The organism is Pseudomonas alkylphenolica, from assembly GCF_000746525.1.
Taxonomy (GTDB): domain Bacteria; phylum Pseudomonadota; class Gammaproteobacteria; order Pseudomonadales; family Pseudomonadaceae; genus Aquipseudomonas; species Aquipseudomonas alkylphenolica.
Map to the genome: position 1 here is coordinate 5482119 of NZ_CP009048.1, position 15587 is coordinate 5497705.

General features: G+C 62.9%; 13 protein-coding genes and 1 pseudogene. 12 read left to right on the top strand and 2 right to left on the bottom strand.

The window, feature by feature from the left end:
- The first annotated feature begins 174 nt into the window (after positions 1-174).
- The 6 genes and pseudogenes from PSAKL28_RS25080 to PSAKL28_RS25105 form a co-directional block, all read left to right on the top strand.
- Positions 175-1530 carry a M16 family metallopeptidase gene (locus tag PSAKL28_RS25080; RefSeq protein WP_038615595.1) on the top strand — a complete coding sequence of 452 codons (1356 nt, stop codon included), beginning with the start codon at positions 175-177 and terminating at the stop codon, positions 1528-1530.
- Positions 1523-3022 carry a M16 family metallopeptidase gene (locus PSAKL28_RS25085; RefSeq protein ID WP_038615597.1) on the top strand — a complete coding sequence of 500 codons (1500 nt, stop codon included), beginning with the start codon at positions 1523-1525 and terminating at the stop codon, positions 3020-3022. Before PSAKL28_RS25080 ends, PSAKL28_RS25085 begins: the two co-directional genes overlap by 8 nt.
- A complete protein-coding gene (rsmD, locus tag PSAKL28_RS25090; protein ID WP_038615599.1) occupies positions 3022-3615 on the top strand; it encodes a 16S rRNA (guanine(966)-N(2))-methyltransferase RsmD in 594 nt (197 codons plus the stop codon). The genes PSAKL28_RS25085 and rsmD overlap by 1 nt, the downstream gene beginning before the upstream one ends.
- A gap of 118 nt (positions 3616-3733) precedes the next feature.
- The gene (locus tag PSAKL28_RS25095; protein ID WP_038615601.1) at positions 3734-5083 is read left to right on the top strand and encodes a M16 family metallopeptidase; all 1350 of its coding nucleotides are present in this window, start codon (positions 3734-3736) and stop codon (positions 5081-5083) included.
- Complete coding sequence (locus PSAKL28_RS25100) at positions 5076-6485, top strand: M16 family metallopeptidase (RefSeq protein ID WP_038615603.1); 1410 nt, start codon at positions 5076-5078, stop codon at positions 6483-6485. Before PSAKL28_RS25095 ends, PSAKL28_RS25100 begins: the two co-directional genes overlap by 8 nt.
- A 75-nt stretch (positions 6486-6560) precedes the next feature.
- Positions 6561-7552 (top strand): annotated as a pseudogene (locus PSAKL28_RS25105) (hydrolase); the annotation flags it as partial.
- Positions 7553-7619: 67 nt separating this feature from the next.
- Here PSAKL28_RS25105 and PSAKL28_RS25110 read toward each other — a convergent pair.
- Both PSAKL28_RS25110 and PSAKL28_RS25115 read right to left on the bottom strand, forming a co-directional pair.
- Positions 7620-8474: a sulfurtransferase gene (locus PSAKL28_RS25110; RefSeq protein WP_038615606.1), complete on the bottom strand. Its 855-nt coding sequence runs from the start codon at positions 8472-8474 to the stop codon at positions 7620-7622.
- Between the two features lie 40 nt (positions 8475-8514).
- Positions 8515-9180, bottom strand: coding sequence for a TetR/AcrR family transcriptional regulator (locus PSAKL28_RS25115; RefSeq protein WP_038615608.1), 666 nt, complete (start codon positions 9178-9180; stop codon positions 8515-8517).
- Positions 9181-9327: 147 nt separating this feature from the next.
- On the opposite strand from PSAKL28_RS25115, the gene PSAKL28_RS25120 reads away from it, so the two are divergent.
- From PSAKL28_RS25120 to ggt, 6 genes are all read left to right on the top strand, one after another.
- The gene (locus PSAKL28_RS25120; RefSeq protein WP_038615610.1) at positions 9328-10761 is read left to right on the top strand and encodes a coniferyl aldehyde dehydrogenase; all 1434 of its coding nucleotides are present in this window, start codon (positions 9328-9330) and stop codon (positions 10759-10761) included.
- A 23-nt stretch (positions 10762-10784) separates the two neighbouring features.
- Positions 10785-11318: a hypothetical protein gene (locus PSAKL28_RS25125; RefSeq protein ID WP_038615612.1), complete on the top strand. Its 534-nt coding sequence runs from the start codon at positions 10785-10787 to the stop codon at positions 11316-11318.
- Between the two features lie 28 nt (positions 11319-11346).
- Positions 11347-12945, top strand: coding sequence for a GMC family oxidoreductase (locus PSAKL28_RS25130; protein WP_038615614.1), 1599 nt, complete (start codon positions 11347-11349; stop codon positions 12943-12945).
- A 112-nt stretch (positions 12946-13057) separates the two neighbouring features.
- The gene (coaD, locus tag PSAKL28_RS25135) at positions 13058-13537 is read left to right on the top strand and encodes a pantetheine-phosphate adenylyltransferase (protein ID WP_038615616.1); all 480 of its coding nucleotides are present in this window, start codon (positions 13058-13060) and stop codon (positions 13535-13537) included.
- A gap of 108 nt (positions 13538-13645) precedes the next feature.
- Positions 13646-13897, top strand: coding sequence for a YfhL family 4Fe-4S dicluster ferredoxin (locus tag PSAKL28_RS25140; protein ID WP_007921257.1), 252 nt, complete (start codon positions 13646-13648; stop codon positions 13895-13897).
- Positions 13897-15585, top strand: a complete 1689-nt coding sequence (ggt, locus tag PSAKL28_RS25145) for a gamma-glutamyltransferase (RefSeq protein WP_038615618.1) — start codon at positions 13897-13899, stop codon at positions 15583-15585. The genes PSAKL28_RS25140 and ggt overlap by 1 nt, the downstream gene beginning before the upstream one ends.
- The last annotated feature ends 2 nt before the right edge of the window (positions 15586-15587 follow it).

A 15587-nucleotide genomic window follows, 5' to 3' on the forward strand; every position in this document is an offset into this window, starting at 1 on the left:
TAACGCAGAACAGACTACTTTTATTCCGGCTCGTTCATGCGCAGCATTTTGTCATCAAGCCCGCGGGTCAGATCCGCAACAGGCATGGTCGTCAGGCAACCGGATCAGTATCCTAGCACCTCCTAGCCCGCTGACGCTAAGACCACGCGGGCAGTCCTACAGGTTAAACAACGTATGAATGCTCTAGCCCGCCGCGCCGCTGGCCTGTTGCTCAGCACAGTTTGTCTGCCGTTCGCCGCCTTTGCCGCCGATCCGCAGCCCACCCACGAGTTCATTCTCGACAACGGCCTGAAAGTGGTCGTGCGCGAAGACCACCGCGCGCCAGTGGTGGTCTCGCAAATCTGGTACAAGGTCGGCTCCACGTATGAGTCCCCGGGCCAGACCGGTCTGTCCCACGCGCTGGAACACATGATGTTCAAGGGCAGCGAAAAACTCGGCCCCGGCGAAGCTTCGCGCATCCTGCGCGACCTGGGGGCCGAAGAGAACGCCTTCACCAGCGACGACTACACCGCTTATTACCAGGTGCTGGCCCGCGACCGCCTGCCGGTGGCCCTGGAGCTGGAGGCTGACCGCATGAACAGCCTGCGCCTGCCCGCCGACGAGTTCAGCCGCGAAATCGAGGTAATTAAGGAAGAGCGCCGCCTGCGCACCGACGATCAACCCAATGCCAAGGCCTTCGAGCTGTTCAGCGCCATGGCCTTCCCGGCCAGCAGCTACCGTACCCCGACCATCGGCTGGATGGCTGACCTCGATCGCATGAAGGTCGAGGAACTGCGCCACTGGTACGAATCCTGGTACACGCCGAACAACGCCACCCTGGTGGTGGTCGGTGACGTGACGGTCGACGAGGTCAAAGGCCTGGCCCAGCGTTTCTTCGGCGCCATCCCCAAACGTGCGATTCCACCGGCCAAGCTGCCACTGGAGCTGGCCGAGCCCGGCCTGCGCGAAACCACCCTGCATGTACGCACCCAGCTGCCAAGCCTGATCTACGGCTTCAACGTGCCGGGCCTGGCCACCGCCAAAGACCCGCGTACCGTAAACGCCCTGCGCCTGATCTCGGCACTGCTGGACGGCGGCTATAGCGCCCGTCTGCCGAGCCGGCTTGAGCGCGGCCAGGAGCTGGTCTCCAGCGCCTCGTCCAACTACAACCCGTTCACCCGCGGCGACAGCCTGTTCCTGATCTCGGCCACGCCGAACCAGCAGAAGAACAAGACTCTGGCCGATGTTGAAAGCGGTATCTGGAAGCTGCTCGACGAACTCAAGACCACCCCGCCTTCGGCTGAAGAGCTTGAGCGCGTGCGCGCCCAGGTCATCGCCGGGCTGGTCTACGACCGCGACTCGATCAGCAGCCAGGCCACTGCCATCGGCATGCTCGAGACCGTCGGTCTGTCGTGGAAGCTGATCGACAGCGAGCTCGACGAACTGAAAAGCGTAACCCCGGCCGACATCCAGAACGCTGCGCGCACCTATTTCACCCGCGAACGCCTGAGCGTTGCCCATGTACTGCCCGAGGAGAACGCTCATGAGTGAACGCAGCGCACCCCGCTACACCCTGATCGGTCTCGGCATCCTGTCGCTGGTTGGCGTGCTGGCGTTTGTCCTGGCCAAGCCGGCCCAGTCGGACAACACCGCTCAACCGGTCAATAGCACCGCAGCCAAACCGGCCAACACCCTGCAGACGCTGGCGGAGCTGGACGGCAAGGCGCCGAGCCGCCGGCAACTGAACATTCAGACCTGGAACACCACTGAAGGCGCCAAGGTGCTGTTCGTCGAAGCGCGCGAGCTGCCGATGTTCGACCTGCGCCTGACCTTCGCCGCCGGCAGCAGCCAGGACGGTGATGCCCCGGGCCTGGCCACCCTGACCAACGCCATGCTCAACGAAGGCGTGGCCGGCAAGGACGTTACCGCGATTGCCGAAGGCTTCGAAGGCCTCGGTGCCGACTTTGGCAACGGTGCCTACCGCGACATGGCCGTGGCCACCCTGCGCAGCCTGAGTGCAGCGGACAAGCGTGAGCCGGCGCTGAAGCTGTTCGCCGAGGTAGTCGGCAAGCCGACCTTCCCGCAGGATGCCCTGACACGCATCAAGAACCAGATGCAGGCCGGTTTCGAGTACCAGAAGCAGAACCCGGGCAAGCTGGCCAGCATCGCGCTGTTCGAGAAACTGTATGGCAGCCACCCGTATGCCCATCCAAGTGATGGCGATGCCAAGAGCATTCCACCGATCACCCTCGAGCAATTGCGGGCCTTCCACGCCAAGGCCTATGCCGCGGGCAATACCGTCATCGCCCTGGTCGGCGACCTGAGCCGCGGCGACGCCGAAGCCATTGCTGCCCAGGTCTCGGCCGCCCTGCCCAAAGGCCCGGCGCTGGCCAAGCTGCCTCAGCCTGCCGAGCCCAAGCCTGGCACCACGCATATCGACTTCCCGTCCAAGCAGACCCACCTGATGCTGGCCCAGCTGGGCATCGACCGCAACGACCCGGACTACGCAGCACTGTCGCTGGGCAACCAGATCCTCGGTGGCGGCACCTTCGGTACCCGCCTGATGAGCGAAGTACGCGAAAAGCGCGGCCTGACCTACGGCGTCTACTCGGTGTTCAGCCCGATGCAGGTGCGCGGGCCGTTCATGATCAACCTGCAGACCCGTGCCGAACTCAGCGAAGGCACCCTGAAACTGGTTCAGGACATCCTCACCGACTACCTCAAGAGCGGCCCGAGCCAGCAGGAACTGGATGATGCCAAGCGCGAGCTGGCCGGCAGCTTCCCACTGTCCAATGCCAGCAACGCCAGCATCGTCGGCCAGTTGGGCGCCATCGGCTTCTACGGCCTGCCGCTGACCTGGCTGGAAGATTACATGCAACAATCCCAGGCGCTGACCACCGAACAGGTCAAGACCGCCCTGAACAAGCACCTCGCCGCCGACAAGATGGTCATCGTCACTGCAGGCCCGAGCGTGCCGCAGAAACCTCTGCCGCCACCCACTGACAAACCCGCCGAGCAGCCGCTTGGTGTACCGGAGCATTAATGGCCAGTCCATCCGCCAAATCGGCCAAGCCACACAACGGCCAGGGCCAGCTGCGCATCATTGCCGGCGAATGGCGCAGCCGTCGCCTGAGCTTCCCTGACGCCCCCGGCCTGCGCCCGACGCCAGACCGGGTACGCGAAACCCTGTTCAACTGGCTGGCGCCGCATATCGAAGGGGCCAAGGTACTCGATGCCTATACCGGAAGTGGCGCCTTGTACCTGGAAGCACTCTCGCGCGGTGCCGCCGAGGCCGTGGCGCTGGACAGCAACCCGGCGGCCATTGCCAGCCTGCGGCAGAACCTGGAAACCCTGCGCTGCCCTCGCGGCCAGGTCATCCAGAGCGATGCCCAGCGCTACCTGCAGGGTGAACCGAAGCAGACTTTCGACCTGGTGTTCCTTGATCCGCCGTTCCACCAGAACCTGCTGGCCACCACCTGCGCCCTGCTTGAAGAGCGCCAGTGGCTGGCCGAAAACGCCTGGATCTACACCGAGAGCGAAACCCCGCCTTCGACCTTGCAGCTACCCGGCAACTGGCGCCTGCACCGCGAGAAGAAGGCTGGCCAGGTGTACTACGCCCTCTGGCAGCGCAGCTGAGTTGCAACGACGACCCTGCTACGGCAGGGTCGTCACACGGTGCAATAGATATCTATCCCCTTTCGCTCGCCTTTTTGCCTGATCGTGCTTCTGGTCATCAACCACAAGGAGCACTGTCATGGATCGACGTATTTCCTTCACCAGCGGCCTGCTCGGCCTGTTGCTGGTATCTGGCCAGGCCCTGGCCGATCCCCCTGATCGCCATGAATTCACCCTGGAAAACGGCCTGCATGTGGTCGTCAGCGAGGACCGCCGGGCACCGGTAGTCACCACCCACCTGTTGATCAAGGTGGGCTCAAGCCATGAGTACCCTGGGCAATCCGGGTTGTCCCATGCCCTCGAACACCTGCTCTACCGGGGTAGCGCCAAGACCGCACCCGGGGAGTTTTCGAAAGTCATCGAACGCCTGGGCGGCACTGACAATGCTTACACCAATCGCGATTTCACCGTTCATCACCAGACCCTGCCCAGTGAACGACTGGCGGTAGCCCTGGAGCTGAGTGCCGACCTGCTGAAGGGCGCCCACCTCAGTGATAGCGAATTCGTTCGTGAAATCGAGGCCGTGAGGTCCGAGCGCCGCGAAAGAGTCGATGAATATCCGGCGGCCAGGCTCGACGAGCAGCTGCAAGCCATCGCCTATCCACAAAGCAGCTATCGCACCCCGGTGATTGGCTGGATGAGCGACCTTGAGCGCATGCACAACGATGAGCTGCAAGCCTGGTATCGCACCTGGTACGCGCCCAACAATGCCACGTTGATCATTGTCGGCGACGTTCAGCTCGATGCGGTAAGACGTGAGGTTGAGCAGTACTTCGCCGGTTTCACCCGGCAAATCCTCCCGCGCACCAAGCTCCCCCTGCAATCGGCTGCGACAGGGCCACGACGGGTGACAGTCTACGATGCGGTCAACAGGCCAAGGCTGGTCATGGCGTTCAACGTACCGACCTACGCCACAGCGGAGTCGGCGACCGACGTACATGCCTTGCGTCTGCTCGACGCACTGCTGGGCAAAGGCTTGAGTGCCCGGCTCAGTACCCGGCTGGAGCGCCAGCAAGCGCTGCTGTTCAGCCCCAAGGTCAGCTATGGGGCGCTGGCCAGGGGCGATACGTTGTTCGAAATTTCGGCATCGATCAATACTGCCCAACCCAAACCATTGGCCGACCTGCAGGCGGCTATCTGGGCACAACTGCAAGCGATCAAAAGCACGCCGCCAAGCACTGCCGAGCTAGCGCGTGCGCGTGCCCTGCTGCTGGCCGAAAACACCTTTTTTCAGGACTCTCTAAGCGGCCAGGCCAGTGATATTGCGGCCATGCTGGGCAGTGGCCTGCCAGCGTCTCAACTGGACAACGACCGAAGCAACCTTGAGGGCGTAACACCCGAACAAGTACAGCAGGCCGCCAGCGACTACTTCACCGCTGAGCGCCTGGCGGTCGCCTACCTGCAGGCCAAGGAGGCCGACGATGAATAAACTCACCCAAACATTCCTCCCTCTCTTGCTGCTACTGGCAGGCGCTGCTTCGCAGGCCCAGGCGCAACCCCAGCCGCTTGAGCTGGAGTCGCTGAAAGTCACAGTACCCGTTCCCGCCCGGCTGCAGTTAGCGATCGAGTCATGGCAGACGCCACAAGGCAGTAAGGTCCTGTTTGTACAACGCAGGCAATTGCCGATGTTTGATCTTCAGGTTGATTTTGCCGCTGGCAGTGCCAGGGATGACGGCGCCGCCGGCCTGGCACAGCTCACCCTGGGTATGCTCGATGAGGGCACCCAGCAGCGCGATGCCATGCAGATCGCCGAAGGCTTCGACGAAATCGGTGCGCAGTTCAGCAAAGCGGTAGTGCATGACAGCGCTACGGTGAAGCTACGCAGCCTGAGTGATGAACAGCAACGGACCAAAGCGGTGGGGTTGCTGAGTGAAGTACTGGGTCAACCACAGTTTGCCGAAGACAAACTGCAGCAGATCAAGGACCAGCTCAACGGCCTGGTAGCGCAGCGGCAACACTACGCAACCTACAAGGCCAGCGACCGGCTCTACGAGCATGTGTTCGCCAATCATCCCTACGCCACCAACAGTTATGGCACAGAGCAGACCATCAATGCCCTGACCGTCACTGATCTTCGTGCCTTTCACCAACGAGCCTTCAGCGCAGGCAATGCGGTGATTACCCTGGTCGGTGATCTGTCGCTGGAGCAGGCCCGGGCCATTGCCGCGCAGGTGTCAGCGGCGTTGCCCGCAGGCCCGGCACTTCCGCCGCTACCGGTAGCCGCCAGCTTCGAACCCGAGATCTACCATCTGGATCATCCTGGCAGCCAGGCGCTGCTGTTGTTCGCCATCCCCGGCATCAGCGTTCAACATCCCGATGCACCTGCCTTGACCCTGGCCAACCTGATACTGGGCGGCCCCGGTGGCACCTCGCGGCTGTTCGATGAGCTGCGCACTCGCCGCGGTTTGACCTATGGCGCCGGATCAAAGCTGAGGCAGCACCCTGTCAACGGCCTCTGGACGTTCACCACCCAGGTCCAGGGCAAATACCGCGACGCCGCAATGACATTGCTGGAGCAACTGCTCGAGGACTATGCCGAACAAGGACCAAGCCAGAAGGAATTCGATGACGCGAAACAGAAGTTACGCGGCAGCTACCTGCTGGGATCGGTGAGCAACCAGCAGATCAGCGGCATTCTGAGCACCATCGGCTTCAACCAGTTACCGCTGGACAACCGCCAGAGCTTTCTCGATCAAGTGCAGGCATTGACCCTGGATCAGCTGAAGGTCGTGTTGAAAAATCACCTGAAGCTCGACAAGCTGGTGCAGATCAGTGTCGGCCCGTCGGTCGAACAGCACGACTTGCCCGCATTCGCTCCCGCTAACGGATGATCGACCCGGGCAAGTGTCGGTAACCGGATTTACACTTGCCTGAAAGCAATCTGCGAGCACACCACGATGTATCCCATCCCCCCCAGCCCCTTCAAACCCGCCCTGGGGCTGGGCAATCCGCATCTGCAGACGCTTTGGGGGCCGCTCTGGCGCAAGTCGGCAGCCCTGCACCGCCAACGCGAGCGCCTGTGGCTGGCCGATGGTGATTTCCTCGACCTCGACTGGCACGGTCCGCACCAGGCCAACACCCCGCTGGTGCTGGTGCTGCACGGGCTGACAGGTTCGTCCAGCTCGCCCTACGTCATTGGTATGCAACAGGCCTTGGCTGACCGCGGCTGGGCCAGCGTCGCACTGAACTGGCGCGGTTGCTCGGGCGAACCAAACCTGCTGCCGCGCAGCTACCACTCCGGCGCCAGCGAGGACCTCGCCGAAGCCATCGACCACCTGCGTGCGCAACGCCCACAAGCGCCGCTGTATGCCGTCGGCTACTCGCTGGGCGGCAATGTGCTGCTCAAGCACCTTGGTGAGGCGGGCTCGGCAAGTCAGTTGCAGGCTGCGGTGGCGGTATCGGTGCCGTTTCGTCTGGACCAGTGCGCTGATCGTATCGGCCTGGGGTTTTCACGGGTCTATCAGGCGCATTTCATGCGCGCCATGCTCGCCTATGTGAAAGAGAAACAGCGCCACTTCCAGCATCACGGCCACCATGAAGGCCTCGCCGCACTGGAGCGTCTTGGGCCCCTGGAGAACCTGCGTACGTTCTGGGATTTTGATGGTCGAGTGACCGCTCCGCTCAATGGCTTTGCCGATGCCAAGGACTATTACCGCCGGGCATCGAGCCGGTACTTCCTCGGGGAAAACCGCACACCGACGCTGATCATCCATTCCAGCGATGACCCGTTCGTGTTCAGCCATAGCCTGCCTGAAGCCAATGAACTGGCGAGCCAGACCACCTTCGAGCTGCATTCACGCGGTGGCCATGTCGGTTTTGTCGACGGCAGTGTGCGGGAGCCGGGGTATTACCTGGAACGGCGGATCCCGCAGTGGCTGGGTGAAGGTTGAGGCCTCATCGCGGGGCAAGCCCGCTCCCACAGGAAGCCTATACCTCTGTGGGAGCGGGCTTGCCCCGCGATGCTTTCAGTCGCCCTTGGCAACCTGGCGCTGTGGATCGGTAATCCACTCGCTCCACGACCCTGCATACAGCTTGCCCAGCGGATATCCCGCCAGCGACAAGGCAAACAGGTTATGGCACGCCGTCACCCCAGAGCCGCAATACGCCACGAGTTGCTCTGGCGAACGCTTGCCCAGCTTCTCGGCAAAGCGTTTCTTCAGTTGAGCCGCCGGCAGAAATCGCCCGTCAGCCCCCAGGTTGTCGGTGAACGCTGCACATTGCGCCCCCGGAATATGTCCGGCCACCGGGTCGATGGGCTCTACCTCACCGCGAAAACGTGGCAGGCCGCGGGCATCGATCAGGGTCAGGTCGGGCTGGCCAAGTCGGTCGCACAGCTGTTTGGCGTCAAGCACCAGCGCAGTATCAGGCTCGCCCTTGAAGGTACCTACACGTTTTTCCGGGGCGTCGAGACTCAACGGTAACTTTGCCGCATGCCAGGCCTTCAGGCCACCATCGAGAATCGACACACCGCTACGCTTGCCAAGCCAGGCCAGCAGCCACCAGGCGCGGGCGGCGAAAGCACCAGGGCCATCGTCATAGAGCACGATCTCGCTGTCGTTGTTGATCCCCCAGGCACGCAGACGCTCGATCAGGTGCTGCGGATCCGGCAAAGGGTGACGCCCGGTCACGCCCTTGATGACCGGACCGCTCAGGTCGCGTTCAAGGTCGGCGAAATGCGCACCGGCAATATGCCCCTCGGCATAGCTGCGCTGGCCATAGTCGATATCTTCCAGGGCAAAGCGGCAATCCAGTATCACCAGCGCCGGCGCCTCCAGGCGTTCGGCCAATTGCTGGGCGGTGATCAGTTGCGCGAGGGGCATGACAGTCTCCTGAACGATTGAACGGATAGGGCCTGGGCGCTTATTGCTCCAGTGCCTGGTTGAGCGAAACGTAGAATTCCTGGCACAGGGCATCCACCGCCGGGCGGGCCTGGGCAGTAACAAAGCCGAGCTCAAGGACCAACACCTGATAGATACCGCGCTTGAAGGCATCTTCACTCAGGTGCGCCGAATTCTCCCGGGTGGTGCACAGAAAGCGTACCCAGGAGGTCAGCACGATCCAGGCGTTGAGGGTCAGCGACTCGATCTGCACGGCGTCCATCTGCACGATCCCGGCTTCGACGAATCCGCGGTAAATGGACTGACCCTGGATCAGGCAGCGCTGGGAAAAACGCCGGTAACGCGCCGCCAGTTCCTTGTCACTGTCGAGCAGGTGTTCAAGGTCGCGATGCAAAAAGCGGTAGTCCCACATCGCCGCCAGCAGCTCCTTGAGGTAGAAGCGTTTGTCTTCGACAGTCGAGGGGCGCCCTTGCGGCGGGCGCAGAAAGCTTTCGACCTGCTCTTCATACTGGGTGAAGAGTACAGCGATGATTTCCTGCTTGTTGGCGAAGTGGTAGTACAGATTGCCCGGGGAAATCTCCATATGGGCGGCGATGTGGTTGGTGCTGACACTGCGCTCGCCCTGCTGGTTGAACAGCTCCAGGCTGTTCTGCACGATGCGTTCGCGGGTCTTGATACGCGGGGCCATGATCAGCTCCAGAGGCCGAGCTTTGATTGAATAGGTCCATCTTACGGTTTATCCGAATGTGGATGTACCTGCCTGTCGTGAAAAAAGGATCGCAAAACGCTCCAGTTAGAGTATAAGCTCTAGAAAAACAATGCCGTGGAGTTTCGCATGACTGCCGATGCTGCTCGTCTTTTGCCTGCGACTGCCGTTGAAGACCTTGCCAACCAGTTCAACGCCCAGCGCCAGGCGTTTGCTGGCAACCCGATGCCGCCGCTGGCGCAACGCCGGCAATGGCTGAAAAGCCTGCGCCAACTACTGCTCGCCCATCAGGACGCACTGGTTGCAGCCATCAGCGAAGACTTCAGCGGCCGCAGTGCCGACGAAACCCGCCTGGCCGAGCTGATGCCCAGCGTCCAGGGCCTGCATCATGCCGAGGGTCATCTAAAGCAGTGGATGAAGGCCTCACCGCGCAAGGTCGGCCTGGCCTTTCAGCCGGCCAGCGCCAAGGTGCTGTACCAGCCGCTGGGCGTGGTCGGGATCATCGTGCCGTGGAACTACCCGCTGTTTCTGGCCATCGGCCCTTTGACCTGCGCCCTGGCCGCTGGCAACCGGGTCATGCTCAAGCTCAGCGAAGCCACGCCGGCCACCGGCCTGCTGCTCAAGCAATTGCTGCAAACGGTATTCCCCGAAGACCTGGTCAGTGTGGCGCTGGGCGAAGCGGATGTCGGCGAAGCCTTCTCGCGCCTGCCCTTCGATCACCTGCTATTCACCGGTGCCACCAGTGTCGGCCGCCATGTGATGCTGGCGGCAGCACAGAACCTGACCCCGGTAACCCTGGAACTGGGCGGTAAATCGCCAGCCATTGTCTCGGCCAGTGTGCCCCTGGCCGACGCCGCAGAGCGCATTGCCTTCGGCAAAACCCTGAATGCCGGACAGACCTGCGTAGCACCGGACTACGTGCTGGTGCCGCGCGAACGCCTGGACGACTTCGCCACGGCCTACCGCAACGTTGTTCATCGCTTTTACCCGCGCGTGGCTGACAACCCGGACTACAGCGCGATCATCAACCCGCGTCACCTGGCACGCCTGGAAAGTTACCTGAGCGATGCCCGCGACAAGGGCGCGAAGATCGTTGACCTGTACCCGCAAGAAGCACGACAAGGCCGGCGTTTGCCGCCTCACTTGCTGCTGCAGGTCAATGACCAGATGCGCGTGATGCAAGACGAGATCTTCGGTCCGCTGTTGCCGCTGGTGCCCTACGACAGCCTCGATCAGGCACTTTCATACATCAATCAGCGCCCCCGTCCCCTGGCGCTCTACTACTTTGGCTACGACCGGGCCGAGCAGCAGAGGGTTCTGGAACAGACCCACTCCGGTGGCGTCTGCCTCAACGACACCTTGCTGCATGTGGCCCAGGACGATCTGCCATTTGGTGGTGTCGGCCCCTCGGGCATGGGCCACTACCACGGCCACGAGGGCTTCCTGACCTTCAGCAAGGCCAAGGCGGTGTTCGCCAAGCAGCGCTTCAACGCCGCCCGCTTGATCTACCCGCCCTACGGCAAGTCCTTGATCAAGCTGGTGTACAAACTCTTCATCCGCTAACACCACGACCAGGCACAACAACAATGACCACAAGTCTGCCTGCAACACCCGCCTTGAGCCGCCGCGGGTTACTCAAGTTCGGCCTCGGCGCCAGCGCCTTCCTGGCCACCGCCGGGTTGGGCGCCAGCCTTACAGGGTGCTCGGCACAGACCCCGGCCAGCGGCTTCATCAGCCTGCGCCAGAGCGATCTGCCGATTCTGCGGACACTGATCCCGGTAATCCTTGCCGGTACGTCAGCCGCCGAAAACCTTGAAACCCTGCTGCAGCGCCTGGACAACAAACTCGCCAGCTTGTCCCCGGCCATGCTCAAGCTGACCCTGCAACTGTTCGACGTTCTCGCCCTGCCGGTGACCCGAGGGCCGCTGACCGGCATCTGGGGCCGCTGGGAGAACGCAAGCATCGAGCAGATCCAGGCCTTTTTGCAGCGCTGGGAGAACAGTTCGCTGAATCTGTTGCGCATGGGCCACGCCTCGCTGCTGCAGCTGTTGCAGATGGCCTGGTACGAGATGCCAGAGTCCTGGGCCCGTTGCGGCTACCCGGGTCCGCCCAAGATCTGAATCACCCGATAACGACAAGAGGCTGAAGATGCCCGTACCCGACCTGTTTCGCGAAGGCCTTGGCCGCGGCTGGAAAGCCCGTGACGCCTCGCGCCTGGACCACGACCTGAGCCTGGAAACCGATATCGTCATCATCGGCAGCGGCGCCGGCGGTGCCACCAGCGCCGAACTGCTCAGCGCTGCCGGTTTCAAGGTGCTGCTGATCGAAGAAGGCCCGCTCAAGACCAGCAGCGACTTCCATCTGCTTGAAGACCAGGCCTACGCCAACCTCTATCAAGAAGGCATCGGCCGGATGAGCAAGGATGGCGCCATCACCATCCTTCAAGGCCGCGCGGTGGGTGGCACCACCTTGATCAACTGGACCTCGAGCTTTCGCACCCCCGAGCCGACCCTGCAACACTGGGCCAGCGAACACGGCGTCAAAGGCCTGAGCAGCGGCGAACTGGCCCCCTGGTTCGAACGCATGGAACAGCGCCTGGGCATCGCCCCCTGGCTCATGCCACCGAATGCCAACAACGAGGTGCTCAAGCGCGGCTGCGCAGCCCTCGATTACAGCTGGAAGGTCATTCCACGCAACGTGCGCGGCTGCTGGAACCTGGGTTACTGCGGCATGGGCTGCCCGGTCAATGCCAAACAATCGATGTTAGTCACCAGCATTCCCGCCACCCTGGAAAAAGGCGGCGAGTTACTCTACCTGGCCCGCGCCGAACGCTTGATCCACGACGGCGAGCGCATCAGCGGCCTGCAATGCCTGGCTATGGATGACCGCTGTGTGAACCCGACCGGGCGCAAGATTCAGGTCAAGGCGCGCCACTACATCCTCGCCGGTGGCGGGATCAACAGCCCGGCCCTGCTGCTGCGTTCGGATGCCCCAGACCCGCATGAGCGCCTGGGCAAGCGCACGTTCCTGCACCTGGTCAACTTCAGTGCCGGGCTGTTCAAGGACAAGGTCAATCCGTTCTACGGCGCGCCGCAATCGATCTACTCCGACCACTTTCAGTGGCGCGACGGCGTCAGCGGGCCGATCGGTTACAAACTCGAAGTGCCGCCGCTGCACCCGGCGCTGGCCAGCACCCTGCTGGGCAGCTTCGGCAGTGAAAATGCCATGCGCATGGAACAACTGCCCAATACCCACGTGATGCTTGCCCTGCTGCGTGACGGCTTCCACCCGGACAGTAGTGGCGGTGAAGTCCAGCTGCGCGGCGACGGCTCGCCGGTACTTGATTATCAGGTTTCGCCCTACGCCTGGGACGGCGTGCGCCGCGCCTTCCACAGCATGGCCGAGATCCAGTTCGCCGCAGGTGCCGAGGCGGTGTTGCCGCTGCACAGCGATGGTCGCTACGTGAAAACCCTGGGCGAGGCCCGGCAGATGATCGACGGCCTGAGTCTTGAGCTGTTTCGCACGCGCCTTGGCAGCGCCCACGTCATGGGCGGTTGCGCCATGGGCGAAGACCCGCGCCAGGCTGTCTGCGACAGTCTCGGACGGCATCATCAGCTGGCCAACCTGTCGATCCACGACGGCTCATTGTTCCCCACCAGCATCGGCGCCAACCCGCAGCTATCGGTGTACGGCCTCAGTGCGCGACTCACCGATGGCCTGATTGAACGCCTGGTTGCCGGGAGATGACAACAAATAGGCAGCCTGTCTATAGTGCCTTCAGCGTGCGCAGGCGACTTGGCCGACTGCCACTGCTGCGATACCATCCGACTCCCCAACGCACTCCTGCCAGGACGACGCGATGAACCGAGTGTTGTACCCAGGTACTTTCGACCCTATTACCAAGGGCCATGGCGATCTGGTCGAGCGAGCCTCGCGGCTGTTCGATCAGGTGATCATTGCGGTCGCCGCCAGCCCCAAGAAAAACCCGCTGTTCCCGCTGGAACAACGGGTGGAACTGGCTCGTGAGGTCACCAAGCACCTGCCCAATGTCGAAGTCATCGGCTTCTCCTCCTTGCTCGCGCACTTTGCCAAGGAACAGCAGGCCAATGTGTTCCTGCGCGGCCTGCGTGCTGTCTCGGACTTCGAGTACGAGTTCCAGCTGGCGAACATGAACCGCCAGCTGGCACCGGACGTCGAAAGCCTGTTCCTGACCCCTTCCGAGCGTTATTCGTTCATTTCCTCGACCCTGGTCCGGGAAATTGCGGCACTGGGTGGCGACATCAGCAAATTCGTCCATCCGATCGTGGCCGACGCCCTGACCGAACGCTTCAAGAAGTGACATCGGCGATTTGACCACGGCGCCCGCGTGCACTGCGGGCGCTAATGCGGCACAATTGTGTCCATTGGTTTTCAAATGCCCGGGTTCTGAGCCCGGGCCGGAGTCCCCATGTCCCTGATCATCACCGACGATTGCATCAACTGCGACGTCTGCGAACCCGAGTGCCCGAACGCCGCTATCTCCCAGGGCGAAGAGATCTACGTGATCGACCCGAACCTGTGCACCCAGTGCGTCGGCCACTATGACGAGCCACAGTGCCAACAGGTCTGCCCGGTTGACTGCATCCCGCTGGATGAAGCCCATCCGGAGACCGAAGAAGAACTGATGGCCAAGTACCGCAAAATCACCGGCAAGGCCTGATGCCGTTCGTCGCCAGGCTCGCTCCGTTCATTCTTGGCGCCACCCTGGCGCTGGGGGTTGCCGGTGCCCAGGCACAGGGCCCGGGGCGTGCCGCGATTGCCAGCCCGCATGCCGAAGCCACTGCCGCTGCACGGGAAGTCCTCGACCAAGGCGGTAACGCCTTCGATGCGGCGATTGCGGTCAGCGCAGCGCTGGCGGTCGTCGAGCCTTATGGCTCCGGCCTCGGTGGCGGTGGGTTCTTCCTCTTGCGCGAAGGCGACACGCCGGCACGCTACGCGTTTATCGACGCCCGCGAACGCGCGCCAGGCAAAGCCAGCGAGGCCATGTACCTGAAGGACGGCAAGGTTCAGCCTGGCCTGTCCATCAACGGCCCATTGGCAGCCGCGATTCCCGGCTTGCCGGCGGCACTGGCAGACCTTGCTGCGCACTACGGCAAACTGCCCCTGAAAAACACCCTGGCCCCGGCCATTCGCCTGGCCAACCAGGGTTTTGCCGTCGACCGCATTTACCGCGATCGGGCCAAGATGCGCTTGAGCGCCCTGCGCGACGATCCGGAAAGCGCCCGGCTGTTCCTCAAGAACGGTGAAGTACCGGCCCTTGGCGCACAGATCCGCCAACCAGAACTGGCCGTCACCCTTGAGCGCCTGGCCAACCAGGGCCGCGAGGGTTTCTACCGCGGCCCGACCGCCCAGGCCATGGTCCAGGGCGTTCAGGCCGCAGGCGGAATCTGGAGCCTGGATGACCTGGCCAACTACCGCACCGCCAAGCGCGAGCCGTTGCGCTACCAGTTGGCCGACCAGCGCGAACTGATCAGCGCCCCGCCGCCGTCAGCCGGCGGCGTAGCCCTGGCCCAGAGCCTGGCGATGCTGCAGCGCCTGCCCTGGCAGAGTGCCGATCCGGTGCAACGTAGCCATTACGTACTGGAAGTACTGCGCCGTGCCTACCGCGACCGCGGTCTGCTCGGCGATCCGGATTACGTCGCCAACCCGCTGCCGCAACTGCTGGCGCGCAATTACCTGACCAGCCTTGCCGACAGCATCGACGTGCACCAGGCCACGCCCAGCAGCAGCCTGCCGCCCGCCCCGGCCTGGCGCGAAGGCGACCACACCACCCACTTCGCGGTGATCGACGCCGAAGGCAACGCCGTAGCCGCGACGCTGTCGGTCAACCTGCCCTTCGGCGCAGCCTTCAGCGCGCCCGGTACCGGCGTGGTGTTGAACAACGAGATGGACGACTTCGCCGCCGACCCGCGCGGCAGCAACAGCTATGGCCTGGCCGGCAGCCAGGCCAATGCCGTGGCAGCAGGCAAGCGGCCACTGTCGAGCATGAGCCCGAGTTTCATCGAGAGCCCTACGCAGTTCGCCGCCTTCGGCACACCGGGCGGCAGCCGGATTCCGAGCATGGTGCTGTTGTCGATGCTGGGGTTTCTCGAAGGCAAGCCGGTCGCCAACTGGCCCGCAGTGCCGCGTTATCACCACCAGTACCTGCCGGATGTGGTCGAGCACGAACCGGGCGCGTTCAGCGCCGAACAGCAGCGCGCGCTAAATGCACGCGGCTACCAGCTCAAGGATCTGGGTCGCACTTACGGTAACCAGCAAGTGTTGTACTGGGATAAATCCAGGCAGACCCTGGAAGCCGCCAGCGACCCGCGTGGCGTGGGTGCCGCTGAAGTGCTCAGCCCACGCTGAGC

Excerpts from the sequence above, each read along its gene's own strand:
- PSAKL28_RS25095 (WP_038615601.1), top strand. The coding sequence starts at position 3,734 with ATGGATCGACGTATTTCCTTCACCAGCGGCCTGCTCGGCCTGTTGCTG.
- rsmD (WP_038615599.1), top strand. The coding sequence starts at position 3,022 with ATGGCCAGTCCATCCGCCAAATCGGCCAAGCCACACAACGGCCAGGGC.
- PSAKL28_RS25110 (WP_038615606.1), bottom strand. The coding sequence starts at position 8,474 with ATGCCCCTCGCGCAACTGATCACCGCCCAGCAATTGGCCGAACGCCTG.
- PSAKL28_RS25120 (WP_038615610.1), top strand. The coding sequence starts at position 9,328 with ATGACTGCCGATGCTGCTCGTCTTTTGCCTGCGACTGCCGTTGAAGAC.
- PSAKL28_RS25115 (WP_038615608.1), bottom strand. The coding sequence starts at position 9,180 with ATGGCCCCGCGTATCAAGACCCGCGAACGCATCGTGCAGAACAGCCTG.
- PSAKL28_RS25085 (WP_038615597.1), top strand. The coding sequence starts at position 1,523 with ATGAGTGAACGCAGCGCACCCCGCTACACCCTGATCGGTCTCGGCATC.
- PSAKL28_RS25100 (WP_038615603.1), top strand. The coding sequence starts at position 5,076 with ATGAATAAACTCACCCAAACATTCCTCCCTCTCTTGCTGCTACTGGCA.
- coaD (WP_038615616.1), top strand. The coding sequence starts at position 13,058 with ATGAACCGAGTGTTGTACCCAGGTACTTTCGACCCTATTACCAAGGGC.
- PSAKL28_RS25080 (WP_038615595.1), top strand. The coding sequence starts at position 175 with ATGAATGCTCTAGCCCGCCGCGCCGCTGGCCTGTTGCTCAGCACAGTT.
- PSAKL28_RS25125 (WP_038615612.1), top strand. The coding sequence starts at position 10,785 with ATGACCACAAGTCTGCCTGCAACACCCGCCTTGAGCCGCCGCGGGTTA.
- PSAKL28_RS25130 (WP_038615614.1), top strand. The coding sequence starts at position 11,347 with ATGCCCGTACCCGACCTGTTTCGCGAAGGCCTTGGCCGCGGCTGGAAA.
- ggt (WP_038615618.1), top strand. The coding sequence starts at position 13,897 with ATGCCGTTCGTCGCCAGGCTCGCTCCGTTCATTCTTGGCGCCACCCTG.
- PSAKL28_RS25140 (WP_007921257.1), top strand. The coding sequence starts at position 13,646 with ATGTCCCTGATCATCACCGACGATTGCATCAACTGCGACGTCTGCGAA.